The sequence below is a fragment of the Marinomonas sp. GJ51-14 genome (assembly GCF_055808695.1).
The window spans coordinates 2,357,609-2,376,141 of record NZ_CM147879.1; the positions used below are offsets into that span (position 1 = coordinate 2,357,609).

General features: G+C 42.9%; 9 protein-coding genes and 1 pseudogene. 7 read left to right on the forward strand and 3 right to left on the reverse strand.

Annotated elements, in window-relative coordinates; translation table 11 throughout:
* Positions 1-23 precede the first annotated feature (23 nt).
* The 3 genes from cobN to AC0L3Y_RS11385 all read left to right on the forward strand — a co-directional run bounded on the left by cobN (position 24) and on the right by AC0L3Y_RS11385 (position 7,398).
* Positions 24-3,896 (forward strand): cobaltochelatase subunit CobN, encoded by a 3,873-nt coding sequence (gene cobN / locus AC0L3Y_RS11375; RefSeq protein WP_473462880.1) that lies wholly within the window; start codon positions 24-26, stop codon positions 3,894-3,896.
* 94 nt (positions 3,897-3,990) lie between these two features.
* Complete coding sequence (locus AC0L3Y_RS11380) at positions 3,991-5,220, forward strand: sirohydrochlorin chelatase (protein WP_473462884.1); 1,230 nt, start codon at positions 3,991-3,993, stop codon at positions 5,218-5,220.
* Between the two features lie 114 nt (positions 5,221-5,334).
* A complete protein-coding gene (locus AC0L3Y_RS11385; protein WP_473462890.1) occupies positions 5,335-7,398 on the forward strand; it encodes an EAL domain-containing protein in 2,064 nt (687 codons plus the stop codon).
* 103 nt (positions 7,399-7,501) lie between these two features.
* On the opposite strand, the gene AC0L3Y_RS11390 is transcribed toward AC0L3Y_RS11385, so the two are convergent.
* The 3 genes from AC0L3Y_RS11390 to ppsA all read right to left on the reverse strand — a co-directional run bounded on the left by AC0L3Y_RS11390 (position 7,502) and on the right by ppsA (position 12,590).
* Positions 7,502-8,740 (reverse strand): saccharopine dehydrogenase family protein, encoded by a 1,239-nt coding sequence (locus tag AC0L3Y_RS11390; protein WP_473462895.1) that lies wholly within the window; start codon positions 8,738-8,740, stop codon positions 7,502-7,504.
* A gap of 33 nt (positions 8,741-8,773) precedes the next feature.
* Entirely contained in the window at positions 8,774-9,871 is a 1,098-nt protein-coding gene (nspC, locus tag AC0L3Y_RS11395) for a carboxynorspermidine decarboxylase (protein WP_473462899.1), read from the reverse strand.
* 319 nt (positions 9,872-10,190) lie between these two features.
* The gene (gene ppsA, locus AC0L3Y_RS11400) at positions 10,191-12,590 is read right to left on the reverse strand and encodes a phosphoenolpyruvate synthase (RefSeq protein WP_473462904.1); all 2,400 of its coding nucleotides are present in this window, start codon (positions 12,588-12,590) and stop codon (positions 10,191-10,193) included.
* A 239-nt stretch (positions 12,591-12,829) separates the two neighbouring features.
* Between ppsA and AC0L3Y_RS11405 the strand changes: the two genes are divergently transcribed.
* The 4 genes and pseudogenes from AC0L3Y_RS11405 (at position 12,830) to cobT (ending at position 18,512) form a co-directional block, all read left to right on the forward strand.
* On the forward strand, positions 12,830-13,633 hold the full coding sequence (locus AC0L3Y_RS11405; protein WP_473462910.1) for a pyruvate, water dikinase regulatory protein: 804 nt from the start codon (positions 12,830-12,832) through the stop codon (positions 13,631-13,633).
* Between the two features lie 409 nt (positions 13,634-14,042).
* Positions 14,043-16,625: a ribonuclease R gene (rnr, locus tag AC0L3Y_RS11410; RefSeq protein WP_473470621.1), complete on the forward strand. Its 2,583-nt coding sequence runs from the start codon at positions 14,043-14,045 to the stop codon at positions 16,623-16,625.
* A gap of 42 nt (positions 16,626-16,667) precedes the next feature.
* Positions 16,668-17,435 carry a 23S rRNA (guanosine(2251)-2'-O)-methyltransferase RlmB gene (gene rlmB, locus AC0L3Y_RS11415; RefSeq protein WP_473462915.1) on the forward strand — a complete coding sequence of 256 codons (768 nt, stop codon included), beginning with the start codon at positions 16,668-16,670 and terminating at the stop codon, positions 17,433-17,435.
* Between the two features lie 67 nt (positions 17,436-17,502).
* Positions 17,503-18,512 (forward strand): annotated as a pseudogene (gene cobT, locus AC0L3Y_RS11420) (nicotinate-nucleotide--dimethylbenzimidazole phosphoribosyltransferase).
* Positions 18,513-18,533 lie beyond the last annotated feature (21 nt).

Genomic DNA, 18,533 nt, shown 5'->3' on the forward strand with positions numbered 1-18,533 from the left:
TCATGGGTGAAGGAGACACGTAAGTGCATTTGCTGGCAGCCAAACCGGGTGGATTTGTAGACGATGAAGGCATTGTTGATTTAGGACAAACTCCAGCGGATATTGTTGTATTGGCTGCGGCAGATTCTGTGTTGGGTGCGTTAGGAAGCGCCCTTGATCAGCTCACTCTTAACCAAATTTCAATTGAATCATTTCCTAGTGTTCGTCTTGCTAACTGGATGCAATTGGTTAAACCTGCCGCTTATGATCTTTATGAAGACAAAGTATTGGAAAAAACCAAGGTGGTTGTCGTTTCTTTGTTGGGTGGCGAACATTATTGGTCTTACGGTTTTCAGCAGTTAGAAGCTTGGGCCAAAGCAAAACGCGATCGCACATTAATCTTGGTTCCCGGTGATGATACGCCTGATCCTGAATTGATGAAGGCTTCTACTTGCTCAATGGAAGATGCCCATCGAATATGGCGATACTTGCGTGAAAGCGGTCAGCGTAATAGCGAACAAGTATTTCGTTTTATAGCAGCGCAGTTTTTTGATCGTGATATAACATGGCAAGAACCAGCCCCTTTACCGTCTGCCTTGCTTTATCGTCATGGTCGAGCGTCCAGTTTGACCGAATGGCAAAGTCATTATCAAAAAGCTTTATTAAGCCAACCTGTGGCGCTGGTAGTGTTTTATCGCTCTCATCTACAAAGCGGCAATACGGCGATGTTTGATGGTCTGCTAGAGATTATGGAACAAGAAGGTCTTGTGCCTTTGGCGATTGCCGTTAGCTCTCTAAAAGATGACGTTTCAGTCGGCTTGATTGAAACCCTTGCTGAACAAACGAATGCCAAAGTCATTCTAAATACCACAGGTTTTGCCGCTAATCGAGTGGGCAGTCCTGATCTCGCTTCTGAACCTACAGACTTCCAATCCGCGTTTGATTCACCTATTCCTGTTTTGCAGCTTATTTTGTCTGGTAGCACTCAAGAAGATTGGCAAGCACAAACACAAGGCTTACGCAGCCGCGATGTGGCCATGCAAATCGTCTTGCCAGAAATGGATGGTCGTATCATTACTCGCGCTGTCAGTTTTAAAGCGTTAAGCCACTACAACGAAACGGCTCAAGTGGATTTAGTGCGCTATGAACTCCATTCAGAGCGTGCTCGTTTTGTTGCGCAACTAGCAAAACGCTACGTAACCTTGGCAAGCAAACCGAATAAAGATAAGCGCATTGCTTTTGTCTTGGCGAACTACCCAACCAAAGATGGACGAATTGGCAATGGTGTGGGGTTGGATACACCAGCGTCAACGGTCAATTTACTCAAGGCATTAGAACAAGCGGGTTATCCAATCCAAGATATTCCTGAACATGGTAACGCCTTGATTGAGGAGTTACTCGGCGCTGTGACCAACAACCCAAATACACTACACGAACGTGGTTGCTGGCAAAGTTTATCTTTGGAAGAGTATCTTCATCATTTCTATCAATTGCCTTTGGAGTGTCAAAACGCGATTTGGGATCGATGGGGCCCGCCAGAAGATGACCACAAATGTCGAGAGCAAAACGGCCAGCGACGCATCATGTTGGCTGGTATTCGATTAGGTGAAACCTTTATTGGTATTCAACCTGCGCGAGGTTTTAATCTTGATCTTGCTGCGAACTATCACGACCCAGATTTGATTCCTCCGCACAGTTATTTAGCTTTCTATTTTTGGTTACGACACGTCTATAAAGTGGATGCATTTGTTCATGTGGGTAAGCATGGCAACCTTGAGTGGTTACCGGGAAAAGGCACTGCTTTGTCTGATATGTGCTGGCCTGATATCGCCCTTGGGCCAATGCCGAATTTTTATCCTTTTATCGTTAATGACCCGGGGGAAGGTGCGCAAGCGAAGCGTCGTACACAAGCTACAATTATTGACCATCTCATGCCACCGATGACACGGGCTGAAACCTACGGTGACATGGCAGAGTTAGAGAACTTAGTAGACGAATATTATCAAGCCATGGGCATGGATGTTCGACGGGAAACTTGGTTGCGAGAACAGATTCTCAAAAAAGTCCAAGACACACATTTATTAGAAGAGCTGGCCGAAACAGACGTGGAAGACGAAGAGTCTGTTTTAGAAGGGCTTGATACCTATTTATGTGAGATAAAAGAAGCGCAAATACGCCACGGATTGCATCGTCTTGGGGAGTTACCCGAAGAGGATAAACTCGCCGATACACTGGTGGCGTTATTGCGCTTACCTCGTGGCAGTGACATCACCAGCCAAGGTATTCTCCATGCTTTGGTGAAGGATCTGGATCTGAGCCAAGACAATCTTGATGAAGGGCGTTTTGATCCTATGCAGAGTGTACGTTTACCTTGGCTAGGCAAAAAACCAGAAGTCCTTCTGTCTGTTAGTGATGCAGATTGGCGAACCCATGCGGACACCAAAGAGCGGCTTGAGCTGTTTGCAAAAGTTTTGGTGATGAATCACCTTATTCAAAGCCAACCTGTGAACAAAATCGAAACGCTTTTACCTCAAACTGCGGCACTCCTATCACACAGTAAAAAGGCCTTGATGAAAGCCTTAGCAAAAAGCGCGGAAGACGAAATTGGCGCTTTGATAAAAGGCTTGGCGGGTGGTTTTATTCCACCTGGGCCGAGTGGGGCGCCAACCCGAGGACGACTAGATACCTTGCCAACGGGACGGAATTTTTTCTCGGTGGATAATCGAGCAATCCCATCGCCAGCGGCATGGGCGATTGGTCAAAAATCCGCAGAGGCTTTGATTCAACGACACCTTCAAGAACATGGGGATTATCCCAGAGACCTTGGCTTGTCTGTTTGGGGGACGGCTACTATGCGAACCGGTGGCGACGACATCGCCCAAGCCTTTGCGTTAATGGGTGTTCGTCCAATTTGGGCGCCGGGATCGAATCGTGTGACGGATTTTGAAATTCTGTCCTTTATGCAATTGGGTCGTCCAAGAGTTGATGTCACCTTACGAGTTTCAGGTTTTTTTCGAGATGCGTTTGCTAACGTCATGCGATTGTATGATGCCGCGGTACAAGCCATCGCAGAGAATGAAGAACCGGGCAATGGCAACGTGATTCGAGCCAATGTAGAAGCGAGAAAGCAAACGCTAATAGACCAAGGCATGGATGAAGAGCAAGCCAGCCGCCAAGCGTCTTATCGTGTATTTGGCAGCAAACCGGGTGCTTATGGTGCGGGCTTACAAGGCTTGATCGATGAACGTTGTTGGGACACCAAAGCCGACCTAGCCGAGGCTTATGTGAACTGGGGCGGTTACGCCTACGATGGGAATACTTATAACGGCGAACAAGATGGTGTAGAAGCTAAATCAGCGTTTGTTGAGCGCTTGTCCCAATTGGATGCGGTGGTGCAAAACCAAGACAACCGCGAACATGATATTCTTGATTCAGACGATTATTATCAATTTCAAGGCGGCATGACGAACGCGGTGACAACATTCAGCGGTCAAGCGCCAAGTGTCTATCATAGTGATCATTCAAATCCGAGTTCGCCGAAAATTCGTACCTTAAAAGAAGAATTGAATCGCGTTGTACGATCCAGAGTATTGAACCCTAAATGGATAGAAGCCATGCAAACCCATGGTTACAAAGGCGCGTTTGAGATGACTGCAACAGTGGATTATCTGTTTGCCTATGATGCAACAACGGATTTGGTTGCCGACTATCAATACGAACAAGTCACAGATCGTTTGTTACTTGACCCAGACAACCAAGCCTTTATGCGCGATAATAATTCTCACGCATTGGAAGAAATGGGCGAGCGCCTGTTAGAGGCAATTCAGCGCGGCATGTGGCAAAATGCCGACACATACGAAGACAAGATACAGTCCTTGTTGCTTGATTTGGATCAGCAGCAGGAACAAGCAAACTAATTTACTATGGGCGCTTTATTTAAGTTCCCATTACAACAAAACGTTTATTAAGAACACTGGCTTGGGCAGAAGCCAAACAATAAAGAGAGAGATAATGAGTAATACAAAGACAGTCAAAAAAGGCATTATGATTTGTGGTCACGGAAGCCGTGATAAAGATGCGGAGCGCGAGTTTGGCCTAGTGGCAAAAGGCTTAAAAGAACGCTTTCCTGATTTGCCTGTTGAATACGGTTTTCTCGAATTTTCTGCACCCAATATTCACATGGGGTTGAATAGCTTGCTTGAGCAAGGTGTGGAAGAAATCTACGCCGTTCCGGGCATGCTCTTCGCTGCGACACATGCGAAAAATGACATTCCATCGGTGCTCACTACCTACGAAGAAAAGAACTCAGGTCTGCAAGTCACTTATGGACGTGAGCTGGGCTTGCAGGACGACATGATCGACGCCTTCCAAGCGCGTATTTATGAGTCGTTAGGATTGGACCCAGAAAACCCACCTGAAAACTTATACGACACCATGCTAGTCGTTGTTGGTCGCGGAACGTCAGACACATCGGCGAATGCGGAAGCCGCGAAATTGACGCGCATCGTCAATGAAAATATGGGGTTTGGTTGGGCGGATACTGTCTATTCCGGCGTGACTTATCCATCGGTTGGCGTTGGGTTAGAGAAGCTAATGAAGCTGGGTTATAAGCGTATCGTGGTTGCGCCTTACTTTTTATTCACAGGTCGATTGATCAAACGTATTCAAGGTTATGTTGATAAAGTCGCTCAAGCGAACCCAACGATCGAATTTATCCAAACGCTTTACCTGAGCGATCACCCTCGTGTTATTGACGCCTTCCAACATCGCGTTGAAGAAATCATGCAAAACGAATTACCAGCAGGTGAAGAAACCTTGATGAGCTCATTCAAACGCCGCCTTGCTGCGGGCGAAGTAGACGTTCACCATCATCACGCTGAATTCGTTGATCCACAAGACGACACTCAAGGTTTGTCTGATTTTGATATCAAGCATGCCACTGTGATTTCAGCTAATGCTCCTTCAAATGAAACGTCTCATTCTTCAGTATTAATAAAGCCACATACTCACGGCTCCCATAGTCATGACCATTCCCACGGGCACTCTCATGGGCACGACCATTCACATGGACATTCCCATGGGGTATACAAACACATCGGCCATCCAATGGGGCCAAGAACCATGATAGGCGAGGGGATTTGTTGTTGTTTCATGGGGCAATTTACGGAAGAAATCCTAGAAGAAGAAAAACATCGTATTAATGGCGATTGTACTAAGACTGCATTTGCACATCGCAAATAAAGCTCGGTTTTCCTTATAAGGTTAACTACTTAGTAATTTTAAAATAAGCCAGCCTAACTGCTGGCTTTATTCCACCCTTATCCATTATAGTAGGCTTTTTATTGCATCTAAGAATTGCAGCCATTTATAAAAAGGATTTTCAAAATGGATCGCTTTAGGGAGTTTTCAAGATTAAATAGGACTTTTAAGTTTCTATTGCTTATCTTGGTGACTATCAGTGTTTCAACTCTTCTATTTACCAACTCTAAATACAACTCGAACAGACTTGATTTACTTGATGTGGATTCTAAAGCAATTAGAGGTGCTTACCCGTCAGGAAATGATTATGACTTCAAACAGGCTCCTGATGAAACCTCGATAACCTGTAGGGTAAAAGAAGGCAGTCAAAACGAGATCTGTGGTTTGGTGTTTATTCTTCCTGAAATGAATGAAACCAACTTTTCTCTGAAGGAGTTTGATTCATTACGCTTTAAGATAAAAAGTGACTCAACTAATGAAACATATAATGGACGTATTCGAGTTTTTATTAAGAGCTTTTTAGACCCTACACTAGAACAACCAGAACAAGACAATAACTTTAAGTATCAAGCGGTTCGATTAGGCATCAATGGTGATATTGTTGTGCCTTTATCCCGATTTAAAGTGGAAACGTGGTGGGAGGAGATGAATAATGTTTTCTTCGATCTTTCCTATGTTGATATGAGTTCGGTTTTTAGTATCGAATTCTTTATTGAAGATATGCCAATTCAAACCCCTGGTGATTATTCGATTTCACTGGCTCATGTTGGGCTGGTTGGCGCCATGATTGATGCTAACCTGGTTTATAAATTCTTACTCTACACATGGTTATTTTTTTCCATCTTTTGTTATGTCATTTTTAGAGTCAGAGATTTTAGGAAAATTAAAAAGCAGGCTTATTACGATACCTATTCTGGATTATCCAATCTTGCTGGATTTGATGAGAAATATAAAAAAATTGTTGGAAGGCGAGCAGTTTTTTACCGTGTAAGAATCATTAACTGGAATAGTTTAACCCGTCACTTCGGTTTGTCGATGACCAACTATTTACTCAAAGAAGTGATGAATAGAAATATTCGATTATACAAAAATCATTTTTATATCAGTGCTCGATTGAATAATGACGAACTGATATTTATAAAAAAAGGTGATCCGCTTTCCCCAGAAATGGAAGAAAAATTCATCGCTTCGTTTTTCTCCCCTGTCAATGTAGTTGGATTGGGTGAACTTTGTTTAGATGTAAAAATTGGCGTGAGTATAGAAAATCCTCTTTATGAAGATAATCAATTTGCTTTAGAGCGATCTGAAATATCGATTCAAGCCATTTTGCATGATAAAGAAAGGCTTCAAGTTTATAGTAATGACGTAAGCCGAAAAGCAGAAGAGAAAACCTACTTAGAGCAGCAGATCAAAATTGCACTGCAAAAAAATGCGTTTTATCTTTTGTATATGCCAATATACAGCGTCTCAGCTGGAAAAATAATTGGCGTTGAAGCTTTGTTGCGTTGTGGTCTTGAATCCTTAAAACAGGTGTCTCCTGAAGTCTATATTTCTGTTGCTGAAGAAACCGGTTTGATTCGGGATATCGATCTTATGGTGATTGAAACCGCATTAAGAGACATTGATAAATACAGTTTTGACGACGACTTTAAATTATCTATTAATATTTCAGCTAAAGAGCTTCTTGATAGATCCTTTGTCACTAATTTCAAAAATATGGTTGCTAGAAGCAGCATTTCTTTCGAGCGTTTATGTTTAGAAGTGACCGAGACCTTTTTATTGGATATTGACCTTGCTTGTATTAAAGCAATAAAAGACATTCGTGAAACAGGTTGCAAGGTATCACTGGATGATTTTGGGACTGGCTACACATCTTTTCAGCAGCTAATTAATTTTCCTGTTGATGAGATTAAGATAGATAGAACATTTATCTCAGGAATTAGAAATGAAAAAGGCTACAGTGTCATCGTAGACTCCCTTATTTCTATTGCTACAGCCTACGAATATAAAGTGGTTGCTGAAGGGGTCGAAGACCAAGATACTTATCAACTATTAGTTGATAAAGGCTGTGATTTAATTCAAGGGTATTATATTTCTAAGCCCGTCAGTTTGGCCGAGATTTTCTTATTAAATGAAAAAGTCTTTAATGAAAAAACTTAGATTCAAGATGTTTAAAACACAAAATATATAGTAAAAAATAACCCCGTCATTCACAGAATGACGGGGTTATTTTTTGTTTCAATGTAACTTTAAAAGTACGTTTCTAAAGAGTGAAAGGGCGGTCGCCGTCTTCATCTTTAATGCGAGTCGGTAGACCCATCTCGTTCAACAAACCTAAGAAAGGTTTTGGATCAAGCTGTTCTACATTACGCATTTCTTTTGCGTCCCAAGTGCCGTTAGCAACAAGGATAGCGGCCGCAACTGGTGGAACACCTGCCGTGTAAGAAATACCTTGGCTGCCAACTTCGTTGTACGCGTCTTTGTGATCCGCTACGTTGTAGATGAAAACTTCTTTCTCTTTACCATCTTTGATGCCTTTTACAACATCACCGATGCAAGTTTTACCTGTGTAATCTGGAGCCAAAGAAGACGGATCAGGAAGAACCGCTTTAACCACTTTAAGTGGTACAACTTCCAAACCTTCAGCTGTTTTTACTGGTTGTTCAGAAAGCAAACCTAGGCTTTTCAAAACAGTGAAGACATTGATGTAATGTTCACCAAAACCCATCCAGAAGCGTACATTTGGTACGTCTAGATTTTGAGAAATAGAGTGGACTTCATCATGGCCTGTCATGTAAGCCGTTTGCTTACCAACTACAGGCAAGTCATCTGTTCGGCTGATTTCGAACATCTTATTTTCTTGCCATGCGCGATTCTGCCAAGAGTAAACGCGACCGGTAAATTCACGAAAGTTAATCTCTGGGTCAAAGTTAGTTGCGAAGTATTTGCCGTGGCTACCTGCGTTGATGTCGATAATATCGATATCGCTAACTGTGTCGAAATAATCATTGTAAGCAAGTGCCGCGTACGCATTTACAACACCTGGATCAAAACCTACGCCAAGAATAGCGGTTACGCCTTTGTCTTTACATAAATCGCGGCGTTTCCATTCGTAGTTTGCGTACCAAGGTGGTGTTTCACAAATTTTTGCTGGGTCTTCGTGGATCGCTGTGTCTAGATAAGCGGCGCCTGTTTCAAGACATGCTTCCAATACAGACATATTAATAAAAGCAGAACCCACATTGATCACGATTTCAGATTCAGTTTCTTTGATCAATTCAACCGTAGCGGTGACATCAAGAGCGTCTAGGGCGAATGCTTGAATGCGGCCCTCTACCTTCATGCTGCCTTTGTCGAGGACACTGGATACAATATCGTCGCATTTCGTAACGCTGCGCGAAGCAATTGCGATATTGCCCAGTGTGTCATTGTGTTGGGCGCATTTGTGGGCTACAACACGAGCCACGCCTCCGCCGCCAATTATTAGGACATTCTTTTTCATTAAACTATTCTCCAAAGTTTGAATCGGACAGAATTAAGATAAATTCTGTTCAAAGTCGCTGTAATCAAATTCTCTAACGAGTTCAATGCTACCGTCCAATTGACGTATGGCAATAGAAGGCATTTTTACGCCGTTAAACCAATTCTTTTTCACCATGGTGTAACCTGCCGCGTCTTCAAAAGACAGGCGATCACCCACTTTTAATTCTTGCTTGAATTTAAATTCGCCGAAAATATCCCCTGCTAAACAGGATTTTCCGCAGATCATGTATTCGTGTTTACCATCGCAGGGGGCCATTTTAGCATTTTCACGGTAGATCAATAAATCTAGCATGTGTGCTTCAATTGAACTGTCTACAACAGCCAAGTTTTTACCGTTAAACAAAGTGTCTAAAACAGTTACTTCCAGCGTTGTACTCTTAGTGATCGAGGCTTCGCCTGGTTCCAAATAGACTTGAATATCGTACTTTTCTGAAAAGGCTTTTAAGCGTTGGCAGAATTGATCAATCGGGTAACCTTCACCTGTGAAGTGAATACCGCCGCCTAAGCTGACCCATTTCACTTGTTGGATAAGGTGGCCAAAGTGCTCTTCTATCAGAGTGAGCATTTCATCGAAACGGTCGAAGTTATCGTTTTCACAATTGTTGTGGAACATAAAACCAGAAATGTCATTAATGACGGTTTCGATTTTTTCAGGATCCCATTCGCCAAGACGGCTAAATGGACGGGCTGGATCGGCGATTAAAAACTCAGACGTACTGACTTGAGGGTTTACACGTAAACCGCGTGTTTTACCTTCACTGGCGTCTTTGAAACGGGTTAACTGACCAATGGAATTAAAGATGATTTTATCGGAATGCTCTAACACTTCTGCGATTTCATCATCTGCATACGCCACGCTGTACGCATGAGTTTCCCCTTGGAACTTAGTTTTACCCAGCTTCACTTCATACAAAGAAGAAGATGTCGTGCCGTCCATGTATTCCTGCATAAGGTCAAAAACAGACCAAGTTGCAAAACATTTCAAAGCGAGCAAAGACTTAGCGCCAGACTGTTCGCGTACATAAGCGATCTTTTCTAAGTTCTTTAAAAGAGCTGCTTTGTCGATGAGATAATAAGGAGTCTTAATCATGGCAACCTGCCCGCTAGTCAAAGCGCTGTATTCTAGTGAAAGGAGGGGGCTTTTTCTAGTTTAAACCAAAGTATTTTAATGAAGCTTTTTCTGCGCCTTTGTGATGCTCATAGCTGCTTCTGCTAAAGTTCGAATATTCACCAAACAAAAAAATGTAGGTCAAGATAAGGGGGAACGACGACAACCTGACACTGACAGTCGTATTTCCTTTATCAGCCCTTGTATCTACGGTTTTTTCCACTCTAAAGGCAAAAAAAGCCCCGCAAATGCGGGGCTATCAAACTAGAGAGTGACATAACAATAAGGTCACATGCTGTGGTTATACAGCATTCTGATCTAATGAAGTGCCTTTCAACACTTCATCAAGATGCAGCCAGGTTTCGACAACTGTATCAGGGTTAAGAGACATGCTCTCAATGCCCTGAGCCACAAGCCAATCTGCGAAGTCAGCGTGATCCGATGGGCCTTGCCCACAGATTCCCACGTATTTACCTTGTTCGCGGCAGGCTTGAATCGCCATCGTTAGCAGTTTTTTCACTGCTGGATTTCGTTCGTCGAATTTGTCTGCGATCAATCCTGAATCGCGGTCAAGTCCGAGGGTTAATTGGGTTAAGTCGTTTGAACCAATTGAGAAACCGTCGAAGTATTGAAGGAATTCATCCGCCAACAATGCGTTCGATGGTAGTTCGCACATCATGATGACTTTCAAGCCATTCTCGCCACGGGCCAAGCCTTGTTCTGCAAGCAGTTCCGTCACTTGTTGTGCTTCTTCTAACGTACGTACAAATGGAATCATGATTTGTACGTTGGTTAATCCCATTTCATTTCGAACTCGGCGAATGGCTTCACATTCTAGGGCGAAGCAATCACGGAATGAGTCATCGATGTAGCGAGCTGCCCCACGGAAACCTAGCATTGGGTTTTCTTCGTCTGGTTCGAACAAAGGGCCACCAACAAGGTTGTGGTATTCGTTCGATTTAAAGTCAGATAAACGCACAATGACGGGTTTGTTTGAGAATGAACAAGCCAATGTCGCAACGCCTTCAACCAGTTTGTCGACATAGAATTCGACTGGGCCTGTGTAGCCAGCGATTCTGTGATCAATTTCTTCTTTGAGTGCTGGCGTCATGTCTGCGTAGTTAAGCAGTGCTTTTGGGTGAATGCCGATCATGCGGTTGATGATGAATTCCAAGCGCGCCAAACCAATGCCAGCGTTTGGTAGCATGGCGAAATCGAAGGCGCGGTTCGGGTTGCCCACGTTCATCATAATTTTGACGGGTAGTTCTGGCATGTTGCCCACTTCCGAGGTGATGACATCGAATGGCAATTCGCCTTGGTAAACAAAGCCCATGTCACCTTGCGCACAAGATACGGTAACTTTTTGTCCGTCCTTTAAAACTTCAGTAGCATCGCCACAACCAACCACTGCAGGAATACCAAGTTCACGTGCAATGATTGCTGCATGACAAGTTCGACCACCACGATTGGTGACAATCGCAGACGCCCGTTTCATGATTGGTTCCCAATCTGGGTCGGTAATATCAGTAACTAATATATCGCCCGGTTTGATGCGATCCATTTCAGCAATAGAAGACAGAACCTTAACTTCACCTGTGCCGATTTTGTGACCAATAGCACGGCCTGTAATCATCACTTGTGAGGTTTGTTTTAGGTTGTAACGTTCCATGCTTTGAGCGTTACCTTGGCTACGGACGGTTTCTGGACGAGCCTGAACTATGTAGATTTTTCCGTCGATGCCGTCTTTCGCCCACTCAATGTCCATCGGACGTTGGTAATGGTCTTCGATGATACAAGCTTGTCGAGCAAGATCTTGGATCTCGTCGTTGGTAAGGGCGAAGCGGTTTTGATCATCTAGCGCCACTGGAACGATTTTGACAAATTCATCATCGCTGCCGACTTCTGCATATTCCATTTTTTGTGCTTTACTGCCAAGGCTTTTACGTACAACCGATGGACGGTTCGCTGCAAGGGTTGGCTTGTGAACATAGTATTCGTCTGGATTTACCGTGCCTTGCACGACCATTTCTCCAAGGCCGTAAGCTGCGGTAATAAAGACAACTTCATCAAAACCTGATTCTGTATCTAGGGTAAATAAAACGCCGGATGCGCCAATGTCGCTGCGTACCATTTTTTGAATGCCAGCAGACAATGACACGCCTTGGTGCTCAAAACCTTGGTGAACGCGGTATGAAATTGCACGATCATTAAACAAAGACGCAAATACGCGTTTGATAGATGCCTTGATATCAGCTAAGCCGACGACATTTAAGTAGGTCTCTTGTTGGCCTGCAAAGGAAGCGTCTGGTAAATCTTCCGCAGTAGCAGATGAACGTACAGCAAATGATGTGTCGCTGGCGTTGTCATCACACAAAACGGCAAGGGCGTCTTCAATTTCTCGGTCGAATTCAGCAGAAAAATGCGCTTCTTCAATCCAGGTTCGGATTTGCTCACCTGTTTTGGCAAGTGCCTGTACGTCGTCCACATCAAGTGCATTAAGTGCATCATGGATTTTATCGTTTAGGCCGCTTTCTGCTAGGAAGCTTTGATAGGCATAGGAAGTGGTAGCGAAACCGTTTGGTACTTGAATACCAAGGTCTGTCAGGTTAGAAATCATTTCTCCCAAAGAGGCATTTTTTCCGCCAACTTCACCGACATCTTCTAAACGAAGATCTTTAAACCACTTAACAAATTTGCTCACGAAGGACTCCGGTTGTTGTTATAAGTTTGTTTTTGGCTGGTTTGCCAACTAGACATCAAGTGTTTGTTCCTAGATGTTGGATAGCATTTCTCTAGGCAATATTGGTACTTGTCAAAGCCTTGTGTCTGAGTTCATTGTATGTAGAGGTGTTGCTTTGAATAAAATCGATTATTCGATGTAGTTTTATTTCAATCGAAAAAATAAATGTCGTTAGATAACAACAAAATGGGTAGAAACGGATGAAAGTGTATTTTGTTTCAGACGGAACAGCGATTACTGCAGAAGTGTTTGGGTCGGCGATGTTGTCGTTTTTTGATGTGGCTGTTGAGACCAAAAGTGTGCCATTTTTGGTGACTAAAGATCAGGCTGAAGGGTTGAAGCGTCAAGTTAATTTGGAAATGGAACAAGGCATTAAATTGCTGGTTTTTTATACTATTTCTGACGTGGGTATTCGTGAGATTATTCAGTCTTGTGATTGCCATTGTTACAACTTATTTGGTGATTTATTGTCGCCCATAGAGAAGGCATTAGGTGTAAAAGCTCAGCCAACAGCACAAAAAGCCCATGGTATGAAAGAGGGTGTATATGATGGACGTATTGATGCCATTAACTATGCGTTAGCTAATGATGACGGTGTGTCCGTAAAGAATTTCCAAGAGGCTGATATCATTTTGTTAGGTGTTTCACGTTCAGGTAAAACTCCAACTAGTTTGTATTTAGCAATGCAGTATGGGATTAAAGCAGCGAACTATCCGATTACCGAAGACGACTTTGCCTCTTCTGGTTTGCCTAGTGTGTTGAAAGTTCATAAGAAGAAGTTGTTTGGCCTTACCATTGATGCGCAGCGTTTACATGAAATTCGAACAGGGAGAATGGCGGAAAGCAAATATGCGTCATCCCGTCAGTGCCGTTATGAAGTGGACGAAGTTGAATCCATATATCGACAAGAACGTATTCCATTTTTGAATTCCACTAAGCTTTCTGTGGAGGAAATTTCCACCAAAGTGATGGCAGAGATGAATTTAGTACGTCACAGACAGTAATTTTATATCGATAAATGATCGAATAATTCGATAGGTTAGTTGGTTTTGTCTAAAAAATGTACAAAAAAGTTATAAAAAATAATTATTCAATCCAAAATGGCCTAACAAACGGAGATTGGAAAGTACGAAATAACGAGAAATTTGATCATTTTGTTGTGTAATTACCAAATAAATGGATTAGAGAGTGCAGATAATGATAACCCTGACGCTTACTTGAAGAGTATTTAATCAGAATGCTCTATAATAGTGGGTAATTGAACATGTCAGAGGCTTGGCTTAAGTGACAACCAAGCAAGACAGATGTTCTTAATAGTAAGATGTTCATATTTTAATTGTATAAAGAGAGACGTCTTATCGAAAAACCAAGGATAAAAATACATTGAGTAATAAAAAAATTAACGATCCACACATGCAGCGTGAAGCATCTAAGTATGATAATCCGGTGCCAAGCCGTGAATTCATTTTAGAATTTTTAGCTTCCCAAAATAAAAGCTTTGGTCACTTTGATCTTTGCGAAGAATTCAATCTAACGGGTGAAGACGAAATCGAAGCGCTTCGCCGACGATTGATCGCTATGTGTCGTGATAATCAGTTAACTAGTAATAGAAATGATGAGTACCAACCAATTTTAGAAAGTGACCTTATAGAAGGTTATGTACAAGGTAACAAAGAAGGCCACGGCTTCCTCTTACGTCAAAGTGAGGACGATATTTTCCTGTCTGCACGTCAAATGCAAAACGTGATGGATGGCGACAAAGTAAAAGTACGTTTGTCTGGTCGAAGTGTTAAAGGTCGTTTAGATGGCGTTGTGGTTGAGGTGCTAGAACGTAAGCATACTCAAATGGTTGGTCGTTATTACCTAGAAAAAAACGGTCAAGAAAGTGGTGCCGCTTTCGTGACGCCAGAGAATCCACGCATTGCCCAAGATATTCAAATTACAACCGATTCAGGTTTAACACCAAAGCACGGCCAGTATGTATTGGCTGAAATTGTTTCTTATGCAGAACGTGGCAAACCCGCTCAAGGTCTAGTGAAAAAGATCTTAGGTGACTTTATGGCGCCGGGCGTCGAAATTGAAGTCGCTATGCACCGCTATGAAATTCCGAACGAATGGCCGGCGGCTGTTGAAAAGCAAATCAAAAACTTCGTTTCTGAAGTGTCAGAAGAAGACAAAGCGAATCGTGTTGATTTACGCGAAACGCCTTTTGTTACTATCGATGGGGAAGATGCACGAGATTTTGATGACGCTGTGTATTGTGAAAAAACACCGGGTGGCTGGAAACTGTTTGTTGCCATCGCCGATGTTTCTCATTATGTAAAAAAAGACACTGCATTGGATGAAGAAGCGATTGTTCGTGGTAACTCTGTGTATTTCCCAGGGCGCGTGATTCCAATGTTGCCAGAAGTGTTGTCGAACGGTTTGTGTTCATTGAATCCAGACGTTGATCGTTTGGCGATGGTGGCAGAAATTTCCTTAACTTCTAAAGGTAAGATGCGTGGTTTCAAATTCTATGAAGGTTTGATTCGCTCCCATGCTCGTTTAACTTATTCTAAAGTAGCAAAAATGATCGCTGCTGAGCCTGAAGAACAAGGCTTAGAATTACGTGAACGCTACAAATCGATTATTTCCCATATCGATGATTTGAATGGTCTATATCACACATTAAAAGGTGCCCGTGACGAACGTGGCGCGATGGAGTTCGATACAGTCGAAACTCGTATGGTGTTTGATGAAAATTCGAAGATCGAACATATTATTCCGGTTGAACGTAATGATGCGCATAAGCTGATTGAAGAATGTATGTTGTGTGCCAACGTGGCAACAGCTGAACTTTTGATCAAGTCAGATTTACCCGCTTTATTCCGAGTTCATGAAGGACCAAAAGACGATCGCTTGTTAACCTTACGTACTTATCTTGGTCTGCTTGGGTTGGAACTAACAGGTGGTGCTAAGCCAACACCGGCAGATTACGCTTTGTTGTCTGAAAACATTAAAGACCGTGCGGATGCTCGTAGTATTCAAACTATGATGTTGCGTTCTATGTCTCAAGCGGTTTATCAAGCGGATAATATGGGTCACTTTGGCTTGAATTATGAAGCTTATACCCATTTTACATCGCCAATTCGTCGTTACCCAGATTTGCTTGTGCATCGTGCTATTCGTTATTTGATTCGTGGTGAAGGCCGTCCTGATGTGCGTCAAGCATATCGAGTACCAGGGAGTCCAGAGCTTAAAAAACGTAAAATTTACGGCTATGAGCATGCGGATATGGATGGCTTTGGCGATTCTTGTTCCGTTACTGAGCGCCGTGCTGACGAAGCAACCCGCGATGTTGAAGCTTGGTTGAAGTGTCAGTACGTTGAACAGCATCTTGGTGAAACCTTTGATGGTGTTGTGACTGCAGTGACATCGTTCGGTTTATTTGTTGAGCTGCAAGGTTTGTTTGTTGATGGTTTGATTCATATTTCAGGACTTGGACAAGACTACTTTGTTCATGACATTGAGCATCAAGCGATTATTGGTGAGCGTTCAGGTCGAGTTTTCCGTCTTGGTGCAACATTGAAAGTTCGTGTTGCCAATGTGAATTTGGAACAACGTAAAATCGATTTGAGCCTAGATGAAACAACGCCAGCACCACGTAAGAAGATCGCACGTGATGACAAAACTGAATTGGAAATGCAATTGGCGCAATTACCGCCGATTGAATTAGGTGGTCGTTCTAAGCCTAAAGGCTCTGTGAAAGCGGCTGCAAAAAACACGGATGCGAAAGCAGCACCGAAAGGCGAGAAAGCGGAAGCGAGTAAAGATTCTAAAGAATCAAATGGCAAGGCAAAGAAAAAGCGTCGTCCTCCGGTTTCTAAGGGCAAACGCATTAGACAGAAAAAAACCGGCGGCACTGCTGCGAATGGAAAACCGGCTTCTGCGGTTAAAAAACCGAAGAAACCGAAAAAGCCAAAGAAGAGTAATGCTAAGCCGAAAGCGAAAGATTGATTAGAAATACGACGCACGACACATAAAAGAATAGAGTAAATAATGTCAGATTTAGAATGGATATACGGTATTCATGCCGTGGAAAATGCGTTAATTCAACAACCTGAACGTATAAAAGAAGTACGCTTTCAAGAAGGTCGAGAAGATAAGAAAAATCAGCGTTTAGTACAACTTTGTAAAACCAATAAAGTACGTCATAGTATTGTGCCTCGTCGTGACATTGATCAGTTGTTTACTAAGAGCAAAGATCGCGTTGTACACCAAGGTGTTGTGGCTTTTACCACTATGACCAAAGCAGGTAACGAAGCAGATTTGCATACATTGGTTGCAGGTTTGGAAGAAAATCCACTAATCATTATTTTAGATGGTGTAACTGATCCTCATAACTTAGGCGCGTGTTTACGCAGTGCTGATGCGGCGGGTGCCCATGCGGTTGTGATGCCAAAAGACAACTCAGCACCATTGAATGCGACAGTTAGTAAAGTAGCCTGTGGCGCGGCAGAAAGTATGCCTGTTTTCGCAGTAACGAACTTAGCTCGCACTATGAAAAAACTTCAGGACCAAGGTGTTTGGATTTTTGGTACCGCTGGTGAAGCAACGCAAACCGTTTATGAACAAGACTTTACTATCGGAACCGCTATTGTGATGGGCGCAGAGGGTGAAGGTATGCGCCGTTTGACTAGAGAGCAATGTGATTACCTTGTGAAACTGCCAATGGCTGGCGTGGTTTCTAGCCTAAATGTTTCTGTTGCAACGGGTGTTTGTCTTTACGAAGTCGTTCGCCAGCGTGCTGTAAAAGCAAAAGGTTAAGATTAAGGAGAATGTTTTGTTTCCAATATTTACGATTCAAGCGCCTTCGTCTTTAATTGAAGTTGAATTGCAGCAAAAAATTGATAATAAGACCAAGCCCTTAGGGGCGCTGGGAGAATTGGAAAGTATTGCTTTTCAATTAGGAAAAATTCAAAACAGCATTACGCCTGATGTATCAAAAGCAAAAATGATTGTATTTGCTGCTGATCATGGTGTTGTCGCACAAGGTATCAGTTTGTTTCCTCAAGAAGTTACGCCTCAAATGGTGATGAATTTCTTGATGGGGGGGCTGCAGTTAGCGTATTTTGTGATCAGCATAATGTTCCTTTACGTGTTGTCGATGTGGGTGTTAACGCTAAGTTGGACGAGCATCCTTTATTGGGCGTGCGCAAGGTGGCCTTTGCTTCTAAAGATTTTAGTCAAGAAGCGGCCATGACATCTGATCAAGCGGCGCAAGCCATTCAAGCTGGTGTTGATGAAGCGAATCTAGCCATTGATGATGGCGTGAATTTATTGATGTTTGGTGAGATGGGCATCGGCAATACTTGTGTGTCTTCTTGTATGATGACGGCCTTGGTCGGTATTAGTGCTACAGACAGCGCAGGGCGCGGAACAGGTTTAGATTCAGCGGGCGTTTCTCATAAAGCGTCTGTTATTGAGCAATCATTGCAACGGGCAGAACAAGCAACAGGCCAAGCCATGGTTGATTGGAGTGCTCAAACATTGGCTGAGCAAGTTGGTGGTTTTGAAATTTTGGCAATGGCTGGTGCTATGTTGCAATCAGCAAAGCGTCAAACGGCGTTTGTTGTTGACGGTTTCATTTGTTCTGTTGCTTTGTTGTTTGCTCAGAAAATAGAGCCGAATGTTCGTGAGTTTGCTATTTTTGCACATCAATCCAATGAAAAAGCTCATAAAACCCTATTAGAACATCTTAATGCAGAGCCAATTTTGTCTTTGGATTTGCGTTTGGGTGAAGGTTCTGGTGCTATTCTCGCTTACCCTTTGATTCAGAGTGCATGCGTATTTTTGAATAAAATGGCCAGTTTTGAAAGTGCTGGTGTCAGTGACTCTCAGTAGTTATTTTGAGTAGTGACGTTA